This window comes from Edaphobacter aggregans DSM 19364 (genome assembly GCF_000745965.1).
GTDB lineage: Bacteria > Acidobacteriota > Terriglobia > Terriglobales > Acidobacteriaceae > Edaphobacter > Edaphobacter aggregans.
The window spans coordinates 60,568-80,209 of record NZ_KN050789.1 but is presented as its reverse complement, the minus strand read 5'-3'; the positions used below and the strand labels follow the sequence as shown (position 1 = coordinate 80,209).

The 19,642-nt window shown below is 63.5% G+C and carries 20 protein-coding genes; 16 read left to right on the top strand and 4 right to left on the bottom strand.

Translation table 11 applies throughout. From position 1 onward, the window contains the following. Position 1: 1 nt before the first annotated feature. The 3 genes from Q363_RS39795 to Q363_RS33370 all read right to left on the bottom strand — a co-directional run bounded on the left by Q363_RS39795 (position 2) and on the right by Q363_RS33370 (position 2,229). Complete coding sequence (locus Q363_RS39795) at positions 2–205, bottom strand: hypothetical protein (protein ID WP_051979698.1); 204 nt, start codon at positions 203–205, stop codon at positions 2–4. Continuing rightward, positions 202–1,209, bottom strand: a complete 1,008-nt coding sequence (locus tag Q363_RS33375; protein ID WP_051979697.1) for an FAD-dependent oxidoreductase — start codon at positions 1,207–1,209, stop codon at positions 202–204. The genes Q363_RS39795 and Q363_RS33375 overlap by 4 nt, the downstream gene beginning before the upstream one ends. Before the next feature lie 111 nt (positions 1,210–1,320). Beyond that, positions 1,321–2,229 carry a transporter family protein gene (locus tag Q363_RS33370; protein WP_157468165.1) on the bottom strand — a complete coding sequence of 303 codons (909 nt, stop codon included), beginning with the start codon at positions 2,227–2,229 and terminating at the stop codon, positions 1,321–1,323. A 486-nt stretch (positions 2,230–2,715) separates the two neighbouring features. Between Q363_RS33370 and Q363_RS33365 the strand changes: the two genes are divergently transcribed. The 8 genes from Q363_RS33365 (at position 2,716) to aqpZ (ending at position 8,743) form a co-directional block, all read left to right on the top strand. Next, a complete protein-coding gene (locus tag Q363_RS33365) occupies positions 2,716–4,071 on the top strand; it encodes a tetratricopeptide repeat protein (RefSeq protein WP_051979696.1) in 1,356 nt (451 codons plus the stop codon). A gap of 112 nt (positions 4,072–4,183) precedes the next feature. Next, positions 4,184–4,645, top strand: a complete 462-nt coding sequence (locus Q363_RS33360) for a hypothetical protein (protein ID WP_035359201.1) — start codon at positions 4,184–4,186, stop codon at positions 4,643–4,645. A 49-nt stretch (positions 4,646–4,694) separates the two neighbouring features. Further along, positions 4,695–5,243: a hypothetical protein gene (locus Q363_RS33355; protein ID WP_035359200.1), complete on the top strand. Its 549-nt coding sequence runs from the start codon at positions 4,695–4,697 to the stop codon at positions 5,241–5,243. 50 nt (positions 5,244–5,293) lie between these two features. Then, positions 5,294–6,412, top strand: coding sequence for an oxidoreductase (locus tag Q363_RS33350; RefSeq protein WP_035359199.1), 1,119 nt, complete (start codon positions 5,294–5,296; stop codon positions 6,410–6,412). Between the two features lie 99 nt (positions 6,413–6,511). After that, positions 6,512–6,679, top strand: a complete 168-nt coding sequence (locus tag Q363_RS33345; RefSeq protein ID WP_035359197.1) for an FmdB family zinc ribbon protein — start codon at positions 6,512–6,514, stop codon at positions 6,677–6,679. Positions 6,680–6,704: 25 nt separating this feature from the next. Next, positions 6,705–7,052, top strand: a complete 348-nt coding sequence (locus tag Q363_RS33340) for an MTH938/NDUFAF3 family protein (RefSeq protein WP_035359196.1) — start codon at positions 6,705–6,707, stop codon at positions 7,050–7,052. Positions 7,053–7,146: 94 nt separating this feature from the next. Then, positions 7,147–7,833 carry a SprT-like domain-containing protein gene (locus Q363_RS33335; RefSeq protein WP_035359194.1) on the top strand — a complete coding sequence of 229 codons (687 nt, stop codon included), beginning with the start codon at positions 7,147–7,149 and terminating at the stop codon, positions 7,831–7,833. Between the two features lie 184 nt (positions 7,834–8,017). Continuing rightward, positions 8,018–8,743: an aquaporin Z gene (gene aqpZ / locus Q363_RS33330; RefSeq protein WP_035359192.1), complete on the top strand. Its 726-nt coding sequence runs from the start codon at positions 8,018–8,020 to the stop codon at positions 8,741–8,743. Positions 8,744–8,823: 80 nt separating this feature from the next. Here aqpZ and Q363_RS33325 read toward each other — a convergent pair whose 3' ends face one another. Next, a complete protein-coding gene (locus Q363_RS33325; protein ID WP_035359191.1) occupies positions 8,824–9,687 on the bottom strand; it encodes a prolipoprotein diacylglyceryl transferase in 864 nt (287 codons plus the stop codon). Positions 9,688–9,780: 93 nt separating this feature from the next. On the opposite strand from Q363_RS33325, the gene hpt reads away from it, so the two are divergent. The 8 genes from hpt to Q363_RS33285 all read left to right on the top strand — a co-directional run bounded on the left by hpt (position 9,781) and on the right by Q363_RS33285 (position 19,636). After that, positions 9,781–10,356: a hypoxanthine phosphoribosyltransferase gene (gene hpt / locus Q363_RS33320; RefSeq protein ID WP_035359188.1), complete on the top strand. Its 576-nt coding sequence runs from the start codon at positions 9,781–9,783 to the stop codon at positions 10,354–10,356. 68 nt (positions 10,357–10,424) lie between these two features. Beyond that, complete coding sequence (locus tag Q363_RS37260) at positions 10,425–11,261, top strand: HAD family acid phosphatase (RefSeq protein ID WP_051979695.1); 837 nt, start codon at positions 10,425–10,427, stop codon at positions 11,259–11,261. A gap of 223 nt (positions 11,262–11,484) precedes the next feature. Next, positions 11,485–12,795: a GGDEF domain-containing protein gene (locus Q363_RS37255; RefSeq protein WP_051979694.1), complete on the top strand. Its 1,311-nt coding sequence runs from the start codon at positions 11,485–11,487 to the stop codon at positions 12,793–12,795. A 91-nt stretch (positions 12,796–12,886) separates the two neighbouring features. Continuing rightward, positions 12,887–14,125, top strand: a complete 1,239-nt coding sequence (locus tag Q363_RS33305) for a NupC/NupG family nucleoside CNT transporter (protein ID WP_035359186.1) — start codon at positions 12,887–12,889, stop codon at positions 14,123–14,125. A 32-nt stretch (positions 14,126–14,157) separates the two neighbouring features. Further along, positions 14,158–15,555, top strand: coding sequence for an MBL fold metallo-hydrolase (locus tag Q363_RS33300; RefSeq protein ID WP_035359185.1), 1,398 nt, complete (start codon positions 14,158–14,160; stop codon positions 15,553–15,555). A gap of 99 nt (positions 15,556–15,654) precedes the next feature. Beyond that, the gene (locus Q363_RS33295) at positions 15,655–17,010 is read left to right on the top strand and encodes a Gfo/Idh/MocA family protein (protein WP_035359183.1); all 1,356 of its coding nucleotides are present in this window, start codon (positions 15,655–15,657) and stop codon (positions 17,008–17,010) included. 157 nt (positions 17,011–17,167) lie between these two features. Continuing rightward, positions 17,168–18,280 (top strand): Gfo/Idh/MocA family protein, encoded by a 1,113-nt coding sequence (locus Q363_RS33290; protein ID WP_035359180.1) that lies wholly within the window; start codon positions 17,168–17,170, stop codon positions 18,278–18,280. Between the two features lie 21 nt (positions 18,281–18,301). After that, positions 18,302–19,636, top strand: a complete 1,335-nt coding sequence (locus Q363_RS33285; RefSeq protein ID WP_035359178.1) for an FG-GAP repeat domain-containing protein — start codon at positions 18,302–18,304, stop codon at positions 19,634–19,636. The last annotated feature ends 6 nt before the right edge of the window (positions 19,637–19,642 follow it).

Sequence of the window (19,642 nt, the reverse complement as noted above, 5' to 3'; positions counted from 1 at the left end):
CTCAGGCAGCCCGGTCCACACTCTCGCCGAAGAACCGCGCACGCACTCGATCGTCGATCGGCAGCCCAGGTCCGCTCATGATGTGGTCTGGAATCCTCGTAGGATCCTCGCCGATCAGCGGCATGGCCGCGGCACGTCGCCGGTCCGCCTCCGGTCCCTGCTCCTGAAAGATCTGTCTCAGCCACTCGCAGGACGTGTGGATCACAGAAAAATAGTGCTGGTGCTCGCTCGCATAATCATGACCGGCGCTCTCCCAGTCGCTATTCCCCAGCGCGCCTCGCTGAGCGTCCGCACGTCCCGCAGCGTCAGGGACATGCCCTGCCCATACGCCGGATCGCTCGTTGCAGCCGCATCGCCGATCAGCGCCACGCCGCCGGAGTAAGGATGCTCGATCCAGTCTTCATCGCAGGGAAACGACGCCAGTGGCCCGATGCAGCGAACCGAGCCATCATAGAAGTTGGGAAATAACGTCGTCCGTCGCGAGTACTCAAGAAATCGCGGCAACGTCTGCTCGCCCTGCAAACGTTCCACTCCCTCCCGCGGATAGGCCAGATAAGCGCGATAGCGATCCTTGCCCTCATAAATCACGCCAACCACCGTCGCAGTCTCGGGGTTGAAAAAATAATGGGCCATATCGTGCGGCATAGCCAAACCAGTAACCAACACTCCCGCGAACAAAACAGGATGCGGCTGCCGCGCAACGGCGAATCCGACCCACTTGCGAGCGGCCGAGTTACGCCCATCACATGCGACAACCATCCGCGCCGTGACTACCTCGTCGCCTCCTGCGCTGCGGAACCTCACCTGCGGCGGCTCGCCGGGCTCGATCGCAGTAACAGCGACCTCACGACGAACATCGGCGCCTGCCGCAGCGGCCGCACCGAGCAAAGCCTCCTGCAACTCCGGGTGACTGAACGCCAGCGCAGGCATCGCCTGTGGAGTCGTGGCCACCAGGTCGCGTGGCTGCCCGAGACCCATCTCAATCTGCGGAATCCACCAGCCGCATCTTTGAATCGCGTCCTCAAGGCCAAGCCGCCGCGCCTCCGCGACTCCCCACGGCGCCAGAAATTCTCCGCGGACGCGATCTTTGAAGCGCGCCTCCTGCTCCAGAACCAGAACTCGCGCCCCAGCCTCAGCCATCACCCTGGCCAGAGCGGCCCCACCCAGACCACCACCCACGACGATCACGTCATAACCATGGGCCGGCATAACGTTGCCCTCCCGCTGGCGCGGATGGTACGTCCCCACCGCAGCACCGGTCAATCGGCAGGGTGTTTTTCAACACACAGCAAGCGGGGCACTGCACCGGGTTCTATATTCCTAAGGGCGAGTCTCAAATATCGTTCTCTTGATCAATTTCGGAACGATGGGCGTTACCTGCAGCTGAATATTCCACTTCGGACTGTAGACCTCTGGATGGACTGGGTAGTATTGGACCATAAGGTCGAACTTTACGGGCAAGAGCCCGACCTTGCGCAACTTTCCTACCTGAAGCCCTACGGGAAACGTGACTCTCTCGTCGCGGGGTGCTTCCCAATTTATTAGCATCTGCGGCTGCGTTCCAACGCTCCATCCGTTGGAGAAGAAGTAAACGAAGGAGTAATAGGTCGACATTTGATTGGTCTTTTTGCCATTGCCGCCAATAGGGAACCACTGCTGCGTGAAGACGTAGGTTAAGAAGTGTTGGCCGGCATATCCGATCGCAGCCGTAGGTCCGAATTGCCATTTCTTCTGCCCGATCAGCGTCTCTGTCGCGGTCGGCAAAATAAACGTGGGGCCAGCGGCGAGCAGCCAGTTCCCTACCAATGCATGGCCAGGCGATAAGGCAAATGCAAGAACTGTATCGCCGAAGCCGGTCACACGCTTTTCTTGTCCGGTCGGGGACACGTACGGTGTCGAGTTGTACATTTGCAGTACTGGTCGCGAGATCAGGTTCCAGTTGTCGGTCATACTCACCGGCAGGAGTGGCTGAAACTGCAGGTTGCTCTGGACTGCGTTTCCTTGGTTGGTTGGCAATCCAATCCTGTTCGTATTCTGCTGGAACTGCATCAGCGAGAGACTCGCCAGGGGATTGGCCGCCTGCTTGCTAATTTCGACGGAAGACTGGTTCTCAACCCCCGATTGCTTGTTGACCAATTCCTGAGTTTGCGCATTTCCTGATCTCGACCACGTAATCACCAGCGCAGTGCAAAGAATGGCTCTTATGATGAGCCGATGCTTGTAAACCATGCATTAAGGTCCAAGGGCTGTTGCCGATTACTTTCGGTGCAACCGGATTGCCATACCCTGCGCCAGCAATTTACCCGCCCTGAAATGGCTGATTCAGAAGACACTCCGCAGGTGCAGGCACGCGCATCGATCTAGTGTCCGCTCGCTAGCATGTGTGTCGAACGTCGGACGCGAACACAACGTTGGACATCCCTGTGTGTCAGTGTTTTAACTTCATGCCAAGCGCTGAGACAATCAGCTTCTCCAGGATTTATCCCGAATCGGGAACTCTACATGATGCTCGAGGCTCTCACCTCGAACTCTTTTCCACAGAAATCCCTTGACACCCCTGCTAAACTTAAATCAGGGAAAACACTCGAGACCCGGCCATCCAGCCGGGTCTTAGCATTTAAACTGAACAGAGCATAGCCATACCGAAGTACCCAGCTATGTCTCCTGTTTCGAATACTTTGCAAACTTTAGTACGGGAGGGGGAGACCAACACCGATGTCCAGCAAGAACCAAAATCCGCGAGGCCGGCATCAGCCACTGCTCCGTCAATTGACCATCCTCGCAATATTTATTTTCGCGACCGCGAACACTCCCGCCCAGCAGCTCCCCGCCGGAACTCGCGACGCCGCCTCCGAGCCCCAGCCCGACCCCCTCCGCTCCCAGGCCAGTGAAGCCCTCGTAAAGCAGGACTACGCCACCGCCGCAAAACTCCTCTCCACCCTCGCCGAGAAGAACCCCCGCGACGCGCAGGTCCTCTACAACCTCGCCTCCGCCCAGGACGCGCTCGACCAGACCTCCGAGGCCGAGACCACCTACCGCCGCGCCATCGCCGCCGCACCCAACATGCTCGAGCCGCACCTCGCGCTTGGCCTCCTGCTCGCCCGCACCGGCCGCTCCTCCAGCGCTCACTCCGAGCTCGCCGCCGCGGCCGCGATCCCCACCGGCGACCCCGCTCTCCGCGCCCGCGCCTACCGCGCCCTCGCCCGGCTCGACCAGGCTGGCAACCCCGCCGGAGCCAGCGACGAGCTCCTCAACGCCATCAAGCTCTCCTCCGAGACCCCCGAGGACATCCTCCTCGCCGGCGAGCTCGCCCTGGCCACCGGCGACAGCGCCGCCGCCGAGCAGTCCTTCCGCCGCCTCCTCGCCGCCGACCCCGACAACACCCAGGCCACCGCCGCCCTCGTCCATCTCCTTCTCCAGCAAAAGAAAGCCGCCGCCGCCGAGCCCCTCCTCACCGCCGCGCTCGCCAAGCACCCCGACGACCCCACCCTCAACGCCCAGCTCGCATCCCTCTACGAAGCGCAGAACAAGCCAGCCGAGGCCCTCCCCATCGTCGAAAAGCTCCACGCCGCCAACCCGCGGGACGCCGCCGTAACCCGCCTGCTCGCTCGCCTCTACAGCAGCAACAGCCAGTACGAGAAGGCGCTCCCGCTCTACGCCACCCTCACCGCCGCGTCGCCCAACGATCCCACCCTGCTCGACGACCAGGCCGACGCCCTGATCCGCCTCCGTCGCCCGGCCGAGGCACAGGCCCTGCTCGAGCGCGCCATCGCCAATCCGCAGGCCTTTCCCTCGCCCGACGCCTACGCCATCGCCGCCAGCCATCTCGCCTTCGCGGCCTCCGCTAACCACGACCCTGCCACCACCTTGCGCGCACTCGATATTCGTGCTAGAGTGCTGGCAGTTACGCCAGCTACGCTCTTTCTGGCGGCAACGGCGCACGACAAACTCCACCAGGTCAAACAAGCCTCTGACCTGTACAAACAGTTCCTCGCGGCAGCCAAAGGACAGTTTCCCGACGAGGAGTGGGAGGCCAGACACAGGCTGGTCGCCCTGGAACATATGAAGTAACCGGTTGACCGGAACGATGTATTGAAACGCTTGAGAGTTCACGCTACAAGAACGTAGCAAGCAGTCGACTCCATGAAGTCAATGAAGCCAGACGCTCCCAACGAGGTGCGTTATGAGACTCACCCTTCGGCCCTTCGTCCTCGTCGTCCTCCTCGCTCTCTGCTCCCCTCTCTACCCCGCACCCATCGATAAATCCCTCCTCCTCGACGAGCAGGCTCTCATCCAGCTCGAGCAGCGCGCCCAGCAAGCCAATCCACGTGAGCAGTGCTTCCTCTATACCGAGCTCGTCTCCGCAATGACCGAAATCGCCGGCAAGGAGATGCTCAACGGCGACCCCGACCGCGCCACTGCAATGTTCAAGAAGATCCAACATTACGCCGAACTCATCCAGCTGAACCTTGCACGCGACACCAAGCGCCTGAAGAATGCCGAGATGCTGATGCACCGCACCACCTACCGGCTCAACGAATACCTGCACAGCGCCTCCAGCGAGGATCGTCCGACCCTCCAAGCCACCCTCAAGCAGCTCAACAAGGTCCAGAACGATCTTCTTACCCAGGTCTTCAATCACTAATGGCAAACTGGTCGCCCGCAAGGTTCCTCTCTCGCCTACAATCACCCGCATGCGCCGCCGTCCGCTCCTTCTGTTCGCTCTCGCTCTTCTCGGCCTGACCAGCACCGTCTCTCGCGCCCAGCGCTCTGAACCCACCCTCTCCGAAAAGGAGATCGAGCAGATCCGCGAGTCCGCCTACATCGCCAACGACCGCGTCATGGTCTTCATCAAGCTCCTCGACGTTCGCGTCAAGGCTCTCGACGATCTCTACGCCAAGCCCCGCCGTCCCGGCCGCGAGCAGGACACCCACGATCTGCTCCAGCAGTGCACCGCGCTCGCCGACGAGCTCAACGACAACCTCGACGACTACGGCCAGCGCCACCGTGACATCCGCAAGTCGCTCCCCAAGCTCGTCGACGCCACCGAGCGCTGGGCCACCGCCATCAAGTCTCCACCCGACAACGATGCCTACAACATCGAGCGCAAGCTCGCCCTTGAGACCATCCACGACCTCCGCGACGAGGCTACGCAGATGATCGAGGAACAAAAGGCCTGGTTCGCTGCCCATCCGCCGCCAAAGGACAACAACCCCGCCAACAGCGACAACGCGCCACGCTAACGGCAAGCTCTTTTGACTCGTCACGGTCCTCTCCCTACTCTGGGTAGAGCATGACGACCAGCACCCCGCATCCCATTCGTGTCGGCCTTCTCGGCTACGGCTACGCCGGCAAGACCTTTCACGCACCGCTCATCCGCGCAGTCGAAGGCCTGGAACTCCCCATCGTCGGCTCCAGCCGCCCGGAGCGCGTCCTCGCCGACCTCTCCGGCGTCACCGTCTGCTCGGCCTCCGAGGCTGCGACTCATCCCGACCTCGACCTGATCGTCATCGCGACGCCCAACGAGAGCCACTTCCCTCTCGCCGCCGCTGCGCTCCGCGCGGGCAAGCACGTCGTCGTCGACAAGCCCTTCACCCTAGATCTCGCCGAGGCCCGCGAGCTCGTTCAGATCGCACGCGAGCAGGACCGCCTGCTCTCCGTCTTCCAGAACCGCCGATGGGAGAGCGACATCCTCGCTGCGAAGGACGTCCTCGCCTCCGGAGTCCTCGGCGACGTCGTCCATTTCGAGGCCCACATGGACCGCTTCCGCGCACTGGTCCGTCAGCGTTGGCGCGAAGACCCCGGTCCCGGCGCCGGCCTCTGGTTCGACCTCGGCCCGCACCTCATCGATCTCACGCTGCATCTGTTCGGGCTTCCTGACAGCGTCCTCGCCAGCTTCGCCACGCTGCGCCCCGGCGGCAAGACCGACGACTGGGCCCACGTGCAGCTCATCTACCCCGGCCTGCGCGTCATCCTCCACGCCACGCTTCTCTCCTCAGGAGGCATCGCCCGCACGCTGATGCACGGCACTCACGCCAGCTGGGCCAAACACGGCCCCGACCTCCAGGAGCAGCAGCTCGTCGAGGGAATCATCGCCCCCGGAACGCCCGGCTTCGGCGATGATCACGACCCCGGCATACTCATGGATGGAGAGACTGGCGACCGCACCGCGATCCCCGTCCCACCGGCAGATCAGGTCGGCTACTATCGCGGCGTCCGCGACGCTATCCTCGGCCGCGCCCCGCTGCCCGTCTCGCCCGAGTCCGCCATTGCCGTCATGGCCGTCCTCGAAACCAGCTTCGCCTCTGGTCAAAAGGGCGTCCTCCTTCGCCTCCCGCTGAGAGAAGACGAGCGCATCGCCTTCCAGGCGAAAGAGCCCGGAGTGCGGCAAGCATCGAAGGCAGCCGTGTAGAACAACAAAACCAGAGTCCTTCCCGCCAATGACCCGCCCATCTTGAATATCCTCCAGCGACAGGTCTAGAATTCGCTCGAAAGACCGTGGGAGGTCTGTATGCCCCACTATGACTATCTCTGCAACGGCTGCAAAAAAACCTTCTCCAGCGTCCTGACCATGTCCGAGCATGACACCAGCAAGCCCGCCTGTCCGCACTGCGGCAGTCATGACGTGGAACAGCAATGGTCTACCTTCTCCGCCGTCACCTCGAAGAAGAGCGCCTGAACTCCAGCAACACGAGGAGACGCCTATGCACCTCGACAAATTTTCCTTCGGCACCATCCGGATCGACGGCAGCACGTACACAGAGGACGTGGTGATCGACCGCGGTGAGATCCGCAAACGCAAAAAGGCACCCTCCCGAAAGTTCCGGGATGAGTTCGGACATACACCACTATCCATCGAAGAAAAGATTCCCTGGAAGTGCAAGCGGCTTGTCATCGGCACAGGAGCGTACGGCAACCTGCCGGTAATGGAGGAGGTCAAACGTGAGGCGAAACGCCGCGACGTCGAACTGCTCATCCTGCCCACCGACAAGGCCCTCCGTGCCATCGAAAAAGAGCGCAAAGCCAACGCCATCCTCCACGTTACTTGCTAAGAACTCCGTGCCCGCCAACCCCTGAAATGTCACAGGCGCACGACCAACAAACGTTGAGATTCTCCGCTCGCCGCCATGTTAATCTTGACGTACCGTGCACTCCCCGCTCGTCCCCATCTTTGAGGAGCAGTACCGCGGCATCCGCCCCCGCGCGCCCATCCCTGCCTTCGACATCCGCTTCCGCCGCTTCACCTCGCTGAACACCACCATCCGCCTCCGCGAAGGACGCCTTCACGTCCGCCTTTCCGATCTGCTCGAGCACGCGCCCGAGTCCGTGCACCACGCCATCGCGCACATCCTTCTCGCCAAGCTTTACAGGAAGCCCATCGCGCCCACGCATGCCGACCGCTACCGCCGCCACGTCTCCTCCGAGGCCGTCTCGCGCCAGGCCGAGCACATCCGCCAGACCCGCGGACGCAAGCGCATCCTCACCGCGCAGGGCCACCACTTCGACTTGAACGAGGTCTTCGAGTCGCTCAACGCGCGCTTCTTCCACGGCCTGCTCGGCCGGCCCATCCTTACCTGGAGCGCGCACCACGCCCGCCGCATGCTCGGCCACTACGACGCCGCGCACAACACCATCGTGGTCAGCCGCGTCTTCGATCGCCCCGACACCCCACGCGAGGCGATCGAGTACCTCCTCTACCACGAAATGCTCCACCTCAAGCACCCCGTCCGCGTCAAATCTGGACGCCGCTGCGTGCACTCCCGCGAGTTCCAGGCCGAGGAGCGCCTCTTCCCCCATCTCGAAGAGGCCAAGGCCTATCTCCGCCGCCTCTAAGGCTCGCAATACAAATGAAATAATCGCCTGCCTGTCACCGAGTCGTGGTAGCATCCTCCCGAAAGGGAGCATCTCGCGCTCCCCAACGCAAGGCGATTGGCATCCACTAGCCCCACGGGCCCCGCGTCATCCAGCACAGATAAAACTGAAACGCGTCAAACGCGTCAAATGGAGGATCGTCACTATGCCGCTGTTTAAACGTGCAACTGCCGAGTTCTTCGGAACCTTCTGGCTTGTCTTCGGAGGCTGCGGATCTGCCGTCCTGGCCGCTGCCTTCCCACAACTCGGCATCGGCTTCGTCGGTGTCGCCTTCGCCTTCGGACTCACCGTGCTCACCATGGCCTACGCCATCGGCCATATCTCCGGATGCCACCTCAACCCCGCGGTCTCGATCGGCCTCTTCGTCGGCAAGCGCTTCCCTGCCTCCGAGCTGCTGCCCTACATCATCGCCCAGGTCGTGGGAGCCGTCGTCGCCTCAGGCGTCCTCTACCTCATCGCCAGCGGCAAGCCCGACTTCACCCTCGCGGGCGGCTTCGCCTCCAACGGCTACGGCCTGCACTCGCCCGGCGGTTACTCCCTCGTCGCCTGCTTCGTCGCCGAGGTCGTCCTCACCGCTTTCTTCCTCCTCATCATCCTCGGCTCCACCGACGAGCGCGCCCCCAAGGGCTTCGCCCCCATTGCCATCGGCCTTGGCCTCACGCTCATCCACCTCATCTCTATCCCGGTCACCAACACCTCGGTCAACCCGGCGCGCTCCACGGGCCCCGCGCTCTTCGTCGGCGGATGGGCCGTCGCTCAGCTCTGGCTCTTCTGGATCGCACCCATCCTCGGAGCCATCATCGGCGGCCTCATCTCCAACATGTTCTTCGCTGCGCCGCAGCCGTCGGTCCGCGAAGAGCTCTCCCGCTAACCGCCGACAGACGTCAAACGCACGAAGGCCCGTTCGTCCCCGCGCAATCGCACGCCGGACGAACGGGCCGCATCGGTCTCTTACACCTTGGAATCTTCCGTCAGCTTCGGAGCCCACTGCACGTTCTTCGCCCGCGCCACTACGATCAGCGCCACGCCCGCAACGACAGACCCCAGCGCTGCCACCTGCGCGTTGCTCATTCCCCAATACAGCTTCGGATTGATCCGCACAAACTCCACCAGGAAGCGCCCGATTCCGCTCCAGACCAGGTACTCGCCCGTAATCACGCTCACCGGAAGATGCTTCTCTCCGCGCTTCCAAAGCCACCATGCCAGAACCAGCGAGTAGATCAGCTCATACACCGGAGTCGGCTGCACCATGTCCGGCGTCGGAACCAGCGCGTCAGGACGCATGTGTACACCCCACGGCAGCGTCGTCTTGATCCCGTAGTCGCCGTCGCCCGAGAGCAGGCACCCGATCCGTCCCACGCCGTACCCCACCGCAGCCGCGGGAGCCGCCAGGTCCAGCATGCGCATCGCTCCCACACGCTCGCCCTGCGTCCCCGCCAGCGGCCCCTTGAATCGTGCCGACCGTCCCATCCACATCAGCGTCGCGATGCCGGCCATCATCCCGCCAAACCACGCAAACCCTGCCTGGAACCAGTGCAGAAATCCCATCACCACATCCAGCGGGTGACTCCACCCCGGCGCCGCGATCCTCGCCATCGCCATCTTCAGGGTGATCACATCCTGCAGTTCGTGCCACACCTTCGCGCCCACCACGCCGGCGATCACCACACAGGCCACCACGCTCAGCGCATCGGCGTCCACGCCATTGCGAACAAAACTCTTGTGCAGCACCACGGTTGCCACAACAGCCGCCAGCCACAGCAGCAACCCAAACGTACCCAGGTGCACCGGGCCAATATCGATAAAGGGATACATAGTCCTCGCTTCTTCTTCAGTGTACCGTCCGCCACAGCCCATTATCCGGCGTGCCGCTTGGCCTGCGCCCGATCTTCGCGATACCCTGCCTTTATGCCACCTAGCACCGCGCCCGCACCCACAGCCTTCTTCCCTGCCCCCGAGACCATGGAGGTCCTCCTCACCAGACAACAGATTGCCGACCGCACCCGCGAGATCGGCGCTCAGATCTCGGCCGACTACGAGGGCCAGTCCATCGTCCTCATCGGCGTCCTCAAAGGCGCGGCCATCTTCCTCGCAGATCTCGCCCGCGCCATCCAGGTCGACAACACCTTCGACTTCGTCGCCGTCTCCTCCTACGGCCGCGCCCGCGTCTCCTCCGGAGCCGTCAAGCTCATCAAGGACATCGACAACCCCATCGAGGGCAAGCACGTCATCCTCGTCGAGGACATCCTCGACACTGGCCTTACCCTCAACTACCTCCGCGGCCTCATGCTCCAGCACAAGCCCGCCTCGCTCAAGATCGCCACCTGCCTCGACAAGCCCGACCGCCGCCTCGTCCCCATCGAGGCCGACTACGTCGCCTTCAAGATCCCCAACCGCTTCGTCATCGGCTACGGCATGGACTACGCCGAGCGCTACCGCGGCGTCGAAGACATCCGCCTATTCCCCGAGGACGCACCCCTCTAGAATCGTCGCTACATCTCCCCCGGCCCGCGCAATCCATAGGTATCCTCAGAGCACTCCCGGAGAACCACGTGACCTGCAGACTTCTGATTCTCATCGCGGCCCTATGCCAGATCTCCACTGCAGGTATCGCGCAAGACGGCAAAGCCTACACGATTCCGGTTGTCTGCAAGGCGTCGCAGGACAAGCCCGATCCGCCGCACACACCCGGCTCCCACGACCAGAAGCCCGGCATCACCGCGGCCGAGGCCAATACCATCGTCGAGACCAGCCGGCAGCGCAGAGACTTCCTCTCCGCCCCTGAGCTCGAAAACATCAGCATTCTTCGCTATCAACTCATGGAGTATGCCAACTGCGCCGACTCCGCCCACTGCTACTGGCGCGACCTTCAGTCCCAACTGAACCGCGCGCGCGCTGAGCTCAAGCGCCTCGTCGCCACACGCAAGCCCAACCAAAATCTGGCGATGGTCCTCGACATCGACGAGACCAGCCTGTCCAACTACTGCGAGCTCAAGCGCGAGGGGTTCGACTACATCGCCGACCAGTACAATCGGTACCTCGTCTCCACGGAGGCATCTATCGCCATCCCCGGAACGCTCCAGCTCTACAACGATGCCATCGCCGCTGGCGTCAGCGTCTTCTTCATTACCGGCCGCGCGAATAACCAGTACGAAGCTACGGTCCGCAACCTCCACCTCGCCGGTTATAACAACTGGAACGGCCTGATCCTCCGCAACAACGAGGAACTCACCATGGACACCACCTACTACAAGTCCAGCGAGCGCGCCAAAATCGCCGCCGACCACCGCATCATCCTCAGCGTCGGCGACCAGTGGAGCGACCTTAACGGCACTCCCTCAGCCGAGGTCAGCGTAAAGCTCCCCAATCCCTTCTACTTCCTCCCATAGAGTTCAAGGCTGCTCCTCACAAATCGGGCACAAACTAACTCCAGGCAGCACTTCGGTCATAGTCAGGCCCTTCTTTACCTCGGGAAGACAAAATCTTCGCCACATCGGTCTCACCATGCCCGATAATGGTGGGCAAGCGTCACTCGAATCGGCAGGCTCACCCCGGGGCCCCGTTTTAATGTCGATACTCAAGCCTGCCAGCAGAAGAAAGCACGGATCTTTCATGAACTATGCCTTTCTCCCCGATCTACTGGCCCTGACGATCCTCATCGTCATCCTTCTGTTGCTGCGCCACCGCCACCCCCACGAGAAGGCGGACCTCTGGCTCCTTGGCCTCTTCTTCACCCTCATTGAATCGGTCGCGCATATCTTCTACGCCCCGACCGGCCTGCCCAGCACCATCCTCCACACCATCGTCATCGACTGCTACCTCCTTGCCGGCATCGTCTTCATCTGGGCTTCGGGCGAGTACTCCGATCCCAGCCGCCTGCGTTACCTCGCCCTCAACTCCATCCCGTTGCTCGCCGTCAACACCGTCTACGGCCTGCATCTCTTTCGACCCGGCGCGTTCCTTCCTGCCATCACTCTGGGACTGATCCTCGGCGTAACAACCTCGCTCACCCTGCGAAAGAGCTGGCCGCGCGCCATCATCTCCACCCTCGGCTGGACGGCCATGGCTGTGCTCGTCTCCTTCGGGAAGTACCGCGAGGCCGTCTACTGGAGCCTCGGCGCCGTGTACGCCATCGCCACCATCAACTTCTACCGCCGCCTGCCCCGAGGCACCGGCCGGCTCGCCATCGTTACCGGGTTCTCCATCTGGGCCTTCTTCTTCTTTTTCCATCCCTTCATCGTCCACTACCGCACCTACGCCGACATCGCGTCCCACATCTGGAATATGCAGAAGTCCCTCATCTCCATCGGCATGATCCTCGTCATGCTCGAAGAGCAGGTCTCCTGCAACCGCTGGCTCGCCCATCACGACGAGCTCACCGGCCTGCCCAACCGCCGCTCCTTTGAAGACCGCCTCGCCGCCGCGCTCGATCGCTGCCGCCGCGAAAGCTCCTCCCTCGCTCTCTTCATGCTCGATCTCGACGGCTTCAAGCAGATCAACGACACCTTCGGCCACCACGCCGGCGACCAGCTTCTCCGCCATGTCGCCCACTCCCTCCGCGAGCGCGTCGAGGGGTTCGATACCCTCGCCCGCCTCGGCGGCGACGAATTCACCCTGCTCACCTGCGATCCCGCCCACTCGCAGTCCGTCGAGCAACTCCGCGACACCATCCGCGAAGCCGTTGAGGAGCCCTTCATCCTCGAGGGCCATCCCCTCAACGTCTCAGCGTCCATCGGCATTGCCATTTATCCCGAGGACGCCGGCGACGCCACCCGCCTGCTCCGCATCGCCGACCTCCGCATGTACTCCGTCAAGCAGGCCCGCACCCCGCTGCGCCACATCCGCCTCGACAGCGTCCCAGCCCTCACCGCCAGCGGCCGCTTCCGCCGACCCCACGTCGGCAGCCTCCAGCACGGCGCCTAGCGCAGATCCATACAACTCTCTGGCCCCAGCGTGCCCCACCCGTTACACTCATGCAACACACTCATTCGCCTATCCGTAGGAGAGCCCCTCTTTGTATCGATTTACCGGACTGCTCGGACTCATTGTCTTCCTCGCGCTCGCCTACGCCTTCTCCACCAACCGCAACGCCATCCGCTGGCGCACCGTCGCCTGGGGACTCGGCCTCCAGATCCTCTTCGCCATCCTCGTCATCAAGTGGACCTTCGGCCAGATCATCCTCCACACCGCCTCGAACGCCGTCACCGCTCTGCTGGGCCACGCCGTCGAAGGCTCCTCCATGGTCTTCGGGCCCCTCGGAACTCCTGGCAATCCGCTCGCCGTCTTCGCCTTCGCTGTTCTCCCCACCATCATCTTCATCTCCGCGTTCTTCGCCCTGCTCTACCACATCGGCTTCATGCAGCAGGTCATCCGCATCGTCGCCTGGATCATGCAGCGCACCATGGGAACCTCCGGCGCCGAGTCCACCAACGTCGCCGCCTCCATCTTCATGGGCCAGACCGAAGCCCCCCTCACCATCCGTCCCTTCCTCGCAGGAGCCACCCGCTCCGAACTGATGACCATCATGACCTCCGGAATGGCCCACGTCTCCGGCGGAATCATGGCCGCCTACATCAGCTTCGGCATCAACGCGCAGGACCTCCTCTCCGCCGTCATCATGACCGCCCCCGGAACCATCCTCGTCTCAAAAATGCTCGTCCCCGAGACCGAGGTTCCCGCGACCGCAGGAACCGTCACCATGCCACCCGGTGAAGAGCACAAGAGCGTCAACTTCATCGCCGCCATCGCTCGCGGCACCATCGACGGAGGCCAGCTCGCCTTCAACGTCGCCATCATGCTCATCAGCTTCCTCGCACTCGTCGGCCTGCTCAATGCGATGATGCTCGCAACCTCCAACCTCCTCTGGGCTCACGGGCACATCCCGTTCCCCCACTCCCTCAACTCCGTCCTCGGAGTCATCGGAGCGCCCGCCGCCTGGCTCATCGGCATCCCCTGGCGCGAGGCCCCTGCCATCGGCAACCTCCTCGGAACGCGCGCCGTCCTCAACGAGTTCGTCGCCTACACCCAGCTCGGCCTCCAGAAATCCCAGCTCGCTCCGCGAACCTTCTCCATCGCCACCTTCGCCCTCTGCGGCTTCGCCAACATCGGCTCCATCGGCATGCAGATCGGAGGCATCGGCGCCCTCGTCCCCAACCGCCGCAACGACCTCGCCCAGCTCGGCCTCCGCGCCATGCTCGCCGGAACCATGGCCAATCTCATGTCCGCCTCGATCGTCTCCATGCTCATCCGATAGGCCAACGTTGCCGCCTGTTCTAAGATGGCGGCATGTTCCTCAAGCAGTACTACCTCGGCTGTCTCGCCCACGCCTCCTATCTCATCGCCGACAAGGCCAGCCACACCGCCATCGTCGTCGATCCCCAGCGCGACATCCAGCAGTACCTCGACGACGCCATGCAACTCAGCGTGACGATCCGCCACGTCTTTCTCACTCACTTCCACGCCGACTTCCTCGCCGGCCACCTCGAGCTGCGCGACCGCTGCGGAGCCGACATCCGTCTCGGCGCGCAGGCCAAGGCCGAGTACGCCTTCGTCCCCATGAAGGACGGCGACACCCTCTCGCTCCCCGGCCTCCGTCTCCAGGTCCTCGAGACCCCCGGCCACACCATCGAGTCCATCTCCATTCTCGTCTTCGATCTCGCGCAGTCCGCAGACAAGCCCTACGCCGTCCTCACCGGCGACACCCTCTTCATCGGCGACGTCGGCCGACCCGACCTCCGCGCCTCGCTCGGCTGGACCGCCCAGCAGCTCGGCGGGCACCTCTACGACTCCATCCACAACAAGCTCCTTCCCCTCCCCGACCAGACCCTCGTATACCCCGCACACGGAGCCGGCTCGCTCTGCGGCAAGCATCTCTCCTCCGACACCGTCTCCACCCTCGGCGAGCAGCGCCGCTTCAACTACGCCCTCCAGCCCATGTCGAAGGACGACTTCATCCGCATCGTCACCGCCGATCAGCCCGACGCCCCCGCCTACTTCACCTACGACGCCATCCTCAACACCCGCGAGCGCCCCACGCTCGACCACACGCTCGAACAGGTCCTCAACCCGCTCTCCCTCGACGAAGTCCTCACCCTCGGCAACGCCGGCTCGCAACTCCTCGACGTCCGCGAAGCCGCCGACTACGCCAAGGGCCACCTCGCCGGAAGCATCAACATCGGCCTCGGCGGCCAGTACGCCACCTGGGCCGGAACCACCCTCGATCCCACCCGCCCCATCGTCCTCATCGCCGAGCCCAGCCGCGAGCAGGAAGCCGCCCTACGCCTCGGCCGCATCGGCTTCGACCAGATCAAAGGCTATCTGCGCAGCGGGATGGAGGCCCTCGCCACGCGGCCGGAGCTCGTCCACTCCACTCAGCGCGTCAGCCCGCTCATGCTCGCCGAAGAGCTCGCCTCTCCGCATCCACCCCTCGTCATCGACATCCGCACCCCCGGCGAATGGAGCTCCGGCCACCTCGCCGGCGGCATCAATCTTCCTCTCTCGCAGCTCCAGCAGCGCCTCGATCAGGTGCCTCGCGATCGCCGCATCGCCGTCCACTGCGCCGGAGGCTATCGTTCCTCCATCGCCGCCAGCATCCTCGGCCTTCACGGCATCACCAACGTCATCGAACTCGCCGGCGGAATCGCAGCGTGGGAGGCCGCGAAACTCCCTGTCGTCACCACCTGAGCACCTACCCGGCCTTTACAGAGGCTTCAGAATCCCATACTTTCAGTTCGCGGCCATCTTTTTTTGCCGCGTGCGCTGAAACCTAGGACCCGGAGCCCCATGAGCCTCGATCGCAGAACCTTCCTCAAGACCGCAAGCCTCGCCGCCGCCGCCACCAGCCTTCACGTCCTCGCCGTCGAACCGGATCAGACCCCCACTCCCCGCTCTCCCAACGACAACATCAATCTCGCCCTCATCGGAGCTGGAATCCAGGGCCAGGGCGACACGCGCTTCGCCCTCCAGGTTCCCGGCGTCAAGCTCGTCGCCGTCGCCGATTGCTACGACGGCCGTCTCACCCACTGCAAAGAACTCTGGGGCACCGGCACTGCCAATAACGTAGATCTCTTCACCACCCGCGACTACCGCGAGATCCTCACCCGCCCCGACGTCGACGCCGTCCTCATCGCCACCCCCGATCACTGGCACAAGACCGCCGCCGTCGACGCCATGAAAGCCGGCAAGGACGTCTACCTCGAAAAGCCGATGATCCACGTCTACCCTGACGGCCCCGAGATCATCTCGACCGCCAAATCCACCAACCGCATCCTCCAGGTCGGCAGCCAGCGCGTCAGCTCCATCGCCTACGCTAAAGCAAAAGAACTCCTCGCCTCAGGAGCCATCGGCCAACTTAACATGGTCTCCGCCCGCTGGGACCGCAACTCCTCGCTCGGCGCATGGAACTACACCATCCCCACCGACGCCAGCCCGGAGACCTGCAACTGGCCCGGTTTCCTCGGCTCCGCCCCCAAGATCGCCTGGAACCCCGAGCACTTCTTCCAGTGGCGCAAATGGTCCGCCTACGGCTCCGGTGTTGCCGGCGACCTCTTCGTCCACCTCTTCAGCGGAACGCACTTCATCACCGGCTCCAACGGTCCGACCCGAGCCATGGCCACCGGTGGCCTCCGATACTGGAAGGACGGCCGCGACGCCGACGACGTCCTCCTCGCTCTCTTCGATTACCCGCAGGGCTTCAACCTCAGCCTTCGCGTTAACTTTGTCGACGGAGGCGAAGAAAGCGAAGGCTTTCTCTTCACCGGATCAGAGGGAACCATGGAGATCGCAGGCCAGACCGTCTCCGTCATGCGAGCCCCGCGCGAGAAGGACCCCGGCTACACCATCACCACCTTCTCCCTCGCCGAGCAGGAGGCCTACCTCAAGCAATACCGCCAGAAGTACCCCGACACTCCGCCGACCGGCCCAACCTACCCCGCTATCGAGAAGTTCTCGGCCCCGCACGGCTACACCGACAACGTGGACCACTTCCGAAACTTCTTCAAGTCTGTCCGCAGCCGTCAGCAGCCCGTCGAGGACGCAACCTTCGGCTTCCGCGCCGCCGGGGCCGCCCTCCTCAGCAACCTCAGCGTCGAGAAGGGCCAGATCATGAAATGGAACCCCGACACCATGAAGATCGGGTAAGACACGCAGCAGATGATCAGAGGGTGACATTGCAAACAAATGAAAGTGTCATCCTGAGCGAAGCCTCCCGCAGCCTTATCGCGGGAGGCGTAGTCGAAGGATCTGCCGTCTGCTCTTAGCCGCTACAACCTAACTTGACAACCCGAGTCCAAAACGAATGCGCCTCTCTCTCCTCGCCAGCCTCTGCATCGCCGTCACCGCCATCTCCGCCCCCGCCCAGACCCCACAAAACAAGCCCATCCGCGTAGCCATCGTCGGCCTCGTCCACGGCCACGTAAAAGGCTTCCTCTCCGCCCTCCCCAAACACCCCGAAGCCCAGCTCGTCGCCATCGTCGAGCCCGACGCCGCCCTCGCAAAGAAATACGCCGAGCAATACCATCTCCCCGCCGCGCTCTTCTCCACCAACCTCGAGCAGATGCTCACCACCCAGCACCCTGACGCCGTCCTCGTCTACACCACCATCCAGGACCACCGCCGCGTCATCGAGGCCGCCGCCCGCCACAACATCAGCTCCATGGTCGAAAAGCCTCTCTCCACCACCATGGAGGACGCCCTCGCCATCCGCCAGGCCGCGCACGACCACCACGTCCACGTCCTCGTCAACTACGAGACCACCTGGTACACCTCCAACGCCGCCGCCATCTCCGAAGCCCAGGCCGGCCACCTCGGCGACGTCCGCAAGGTCGTCGTTCACGACGGCCACGAGGGCCCCAAGGAGATTGGCGTCGGCCCCGAGTGGCTCCCCTGGCTCACCGACCCCGTCCAGAACGGCGCCGGAGCCCTCTTCGACTTCGGCTGCTACGGCGCAGACCTCATGACCGTCCTCATGCGCGGCCAGACGCCCCTCTCCGTCACCGCCGTCGCCCAGACCGACAAGCCCGGAACCTACCCGAAGGTCGACGACGACGCCACCGTCATCGTCCGCTACCCCGCAGCCCAGGCCGTCCTCATGCCCTCCTGGAACTGGCCCTTCGCCCGCAAAGACATGGAGGTCTACGGAGCCACCGGCTACATCGTCACCGTCGGCCCTTACGATCTGCGCACCCGCTACAAGGGCGACTCCTCCGAGACCCCGAAGACCGCCCCCAGCCTCGCACCCGACCAGTCCAACTCGCTCGCCTACCTCGCCGCCGTCATCCGCGGCCAGATCAAGCCCGAGCACGACCTCTCTTCCCTCGACACCAACCTCATCGTCATGCAGATCCTCGACGCCGCGCGCACCTCTGCCAAGTCCGGCCGCACCATCGACCTCAAACCACTACCGCAATAACTCACAGGCCTAAACGAACCAATGAAAAATCTCCTCAAGCTCTCCGCCTTCGTCCTCATCGCCGTCACCTCCGCCGCGCACGCGCAGGACCCCGAGCACGCCACCGAGTTCCGCAAGCCCACGCCCGGCCCCGGCCCTGACGGCGCCATGCAGCCGACCTTCCTCGCCCATCGCCTCGGCACCGACCACGCCGAGGGCATCTCGCTGCTCGACATGAACGGCGACGGCTTCCTCGATATCCTCGCGGGTGCCTATTGGTACCAGAACCCCGGCGCCGAGGGCGGCGACTGGAAACGCCACCAGTTCCGCACCGTCGGAACCCACGGCGAGTTCATCTCCGACTGCGGCGAGTGGATCTTCGACGTCAACCACGACGGCCTCCCCGACCTCGTCACCACCGGCAGGATCTCCAATGGCATCTGGTGGTACCAGAACCCCGGCAAGACCTCCAACCCCGACCAGATGTGGGAGAAACACTTCATCGCCGACTCCTACGACACCGAAGGCGGAGCCTACGGCGACATCAACGGCGACGGCAAGCCCGACCTCGCCCTCGCCCACTACATCCACTCCGGCGTCCTCTGGGTCGACTTCTCCGGCCCCGAACCCAAGGTCCACAAGGTCGGCGGCCCCGAGCAGGACGGCCACGGCATCGGCATCGCCGATATCAACGGTGACGGCAAGCCCGACCTCCTCACACCCTTCGGCTGGTTCCAGAACATCGACGCCAACGACGACAAGTGGCAGTTCCATCAAGATTGGCGCCTCGGCGACACCGGCTTCCCCATCCTCGGCTACGACGTCAACCATGACGGCAGGATCGACCTCATCGTCGGCCAGGGTCACAGCTACGGCCTCTACTGGTTCGAGCAGGGCGGAACCTCCACTCACCGCACCTGGACCAAACACACCATCGACGAGTCCTTCTCTCAGTCCCATGCCCTCGCACTCGCCGACCTCGACGGCGACGGCCACCCAGAGCTCATCACGGGGAAGCGCTACCGCGGCCACGACGGAGACGACCCAGGCTCCCACGACCCCATCGTCATCTACGCCTACCGCATAACGCCCCGTGTCGCACCTCACGGCCATTACAACATCGACTTCACTCGCCTCCCCATCTCCGTCAACAGCACCGCCGGCGTCGGAACCCAGGTCCTCACCGCCGACTTCGACAAGGACGGCGACCTCGACATCGCCGTGGCTGGCAAGTCCGGAGTTCACTTCCTCGAAAACCTCCGCATCAACAAGGTCCCCAAGGCCACCCGCGAGTCCCAGCAATGGCAGCTCGACAAAAACTGGCCATTCCCCGGCGAAGGCCAGGAGGTCCCCCAGGAGGACGGCCCCAAGCCCTAACTCAAC

Coding starts and splice junctions, on each gene's coding strand:
- Q363_RS33375 (WP_051979697.1), bottom strand. CDS start 1,209: ATGCCGGCCCATGGTTATGACGTGATCGTCGTGGGTGGTGGTCTGGGT.
- Q363_RS33370 (WP_157468165.1), bottom strand. CDS start 2,229: ATGGTTTACAAGCATCGGCTCATCATAAGAGCCATTCTTTGCACTGCG.
- Q363_RS33365 (WP_051979696.1), top strand. CDS start 2,716: ATGTCCAGCAAGAACCAAAATCCGCGAGGCCGGCATCAGCCACTGCTC.
- Q363_RS33360 (WP_035359201.1), top strand. CDS start 4,184: ATGAGACTCACCCTTCGGCCCTTCGTCCTCGTCGTCCTCCTCGCTCTC.
- Q363_RS33355 (WP_035359200.1), top strand. CDS start 4,695: ATGCGCCGCCGTCCGCTCCTTCTGTTCGCTCTCGCTCTTCTCGGCCTG.
- Q363_RS33350 (WP_035359199.1), top strand. CDS start 5,294: ATGACGACCAGCACCCCGCATCCCATTCGTGTCGGCCTTCTCGGCTAC.
- Q363_RS33345 (WP_035359197.1), top strand. CDS start 6,512: ATGCCCCACTATGACTATCTCTGCAACGGCTGCAAAAAAACCTTCTCC.
- Q363_RS33340 (WP_035359196.1), top strand. CDS start 6,705: ATGCACCTCGACAAATTTTCCTTCGGCACCATCCGGATCGACGGCAGC.
- aqpZ (WP_035359192.1), top strand. CDS start 8,018: ATGCCGCTGTTTAAACGTGCAACTGCCGAGTTCTTCGGAACCTTCTGG.
- Q363_RS33325 (WP_035359191.1), bottom strand. CDS start 9,687: ATGTATCCCTTTATCGATATTGGCCCGGTGCACCTGGGTACGTTTGGG.
- hpt (WP_035359188.1), top strand. CDS start 9,781: ATGCCACCTAGCACCGCGCCCGCACCCACAGCCTTCTTCCCTGCCCCC.
- Q363_RS37255 (WP_051979694.1), top strand. CDS start 11,485: ATGAACTATGCCTTTCTCCCCGATCTACTGGCCCTGACGATCCTCATC.
- Q363_RS33300 (WP_035359185.1), top strand. CDS start 14,158: ATGTTCCTCAAGCAGTACTACCTCGGCTGTCTCGCCCACGCCTCCTAT.
- Q363_RS33295 (WP_035359183.1), top strand. CDS start 15,655: ATGAGCCTCGATCGCAGAACCTTCCTCAAGACCGCAAGCCTCGCCGCC.
- Q363_RS33290 (WP_035359180.1), top strand. CDS start 17,168: ATGCGCCTCTCTCTCCTCGCCAGCCTCTGCATCGCCGTCACCGCCATC.
- Q363_RS33285 (WP_035359178.1), top strand. CDS start 18,302: ATGAAAAATCTCCTCAAGCTCTCCGCCTTCGTCCTCATCGCCGTCACC.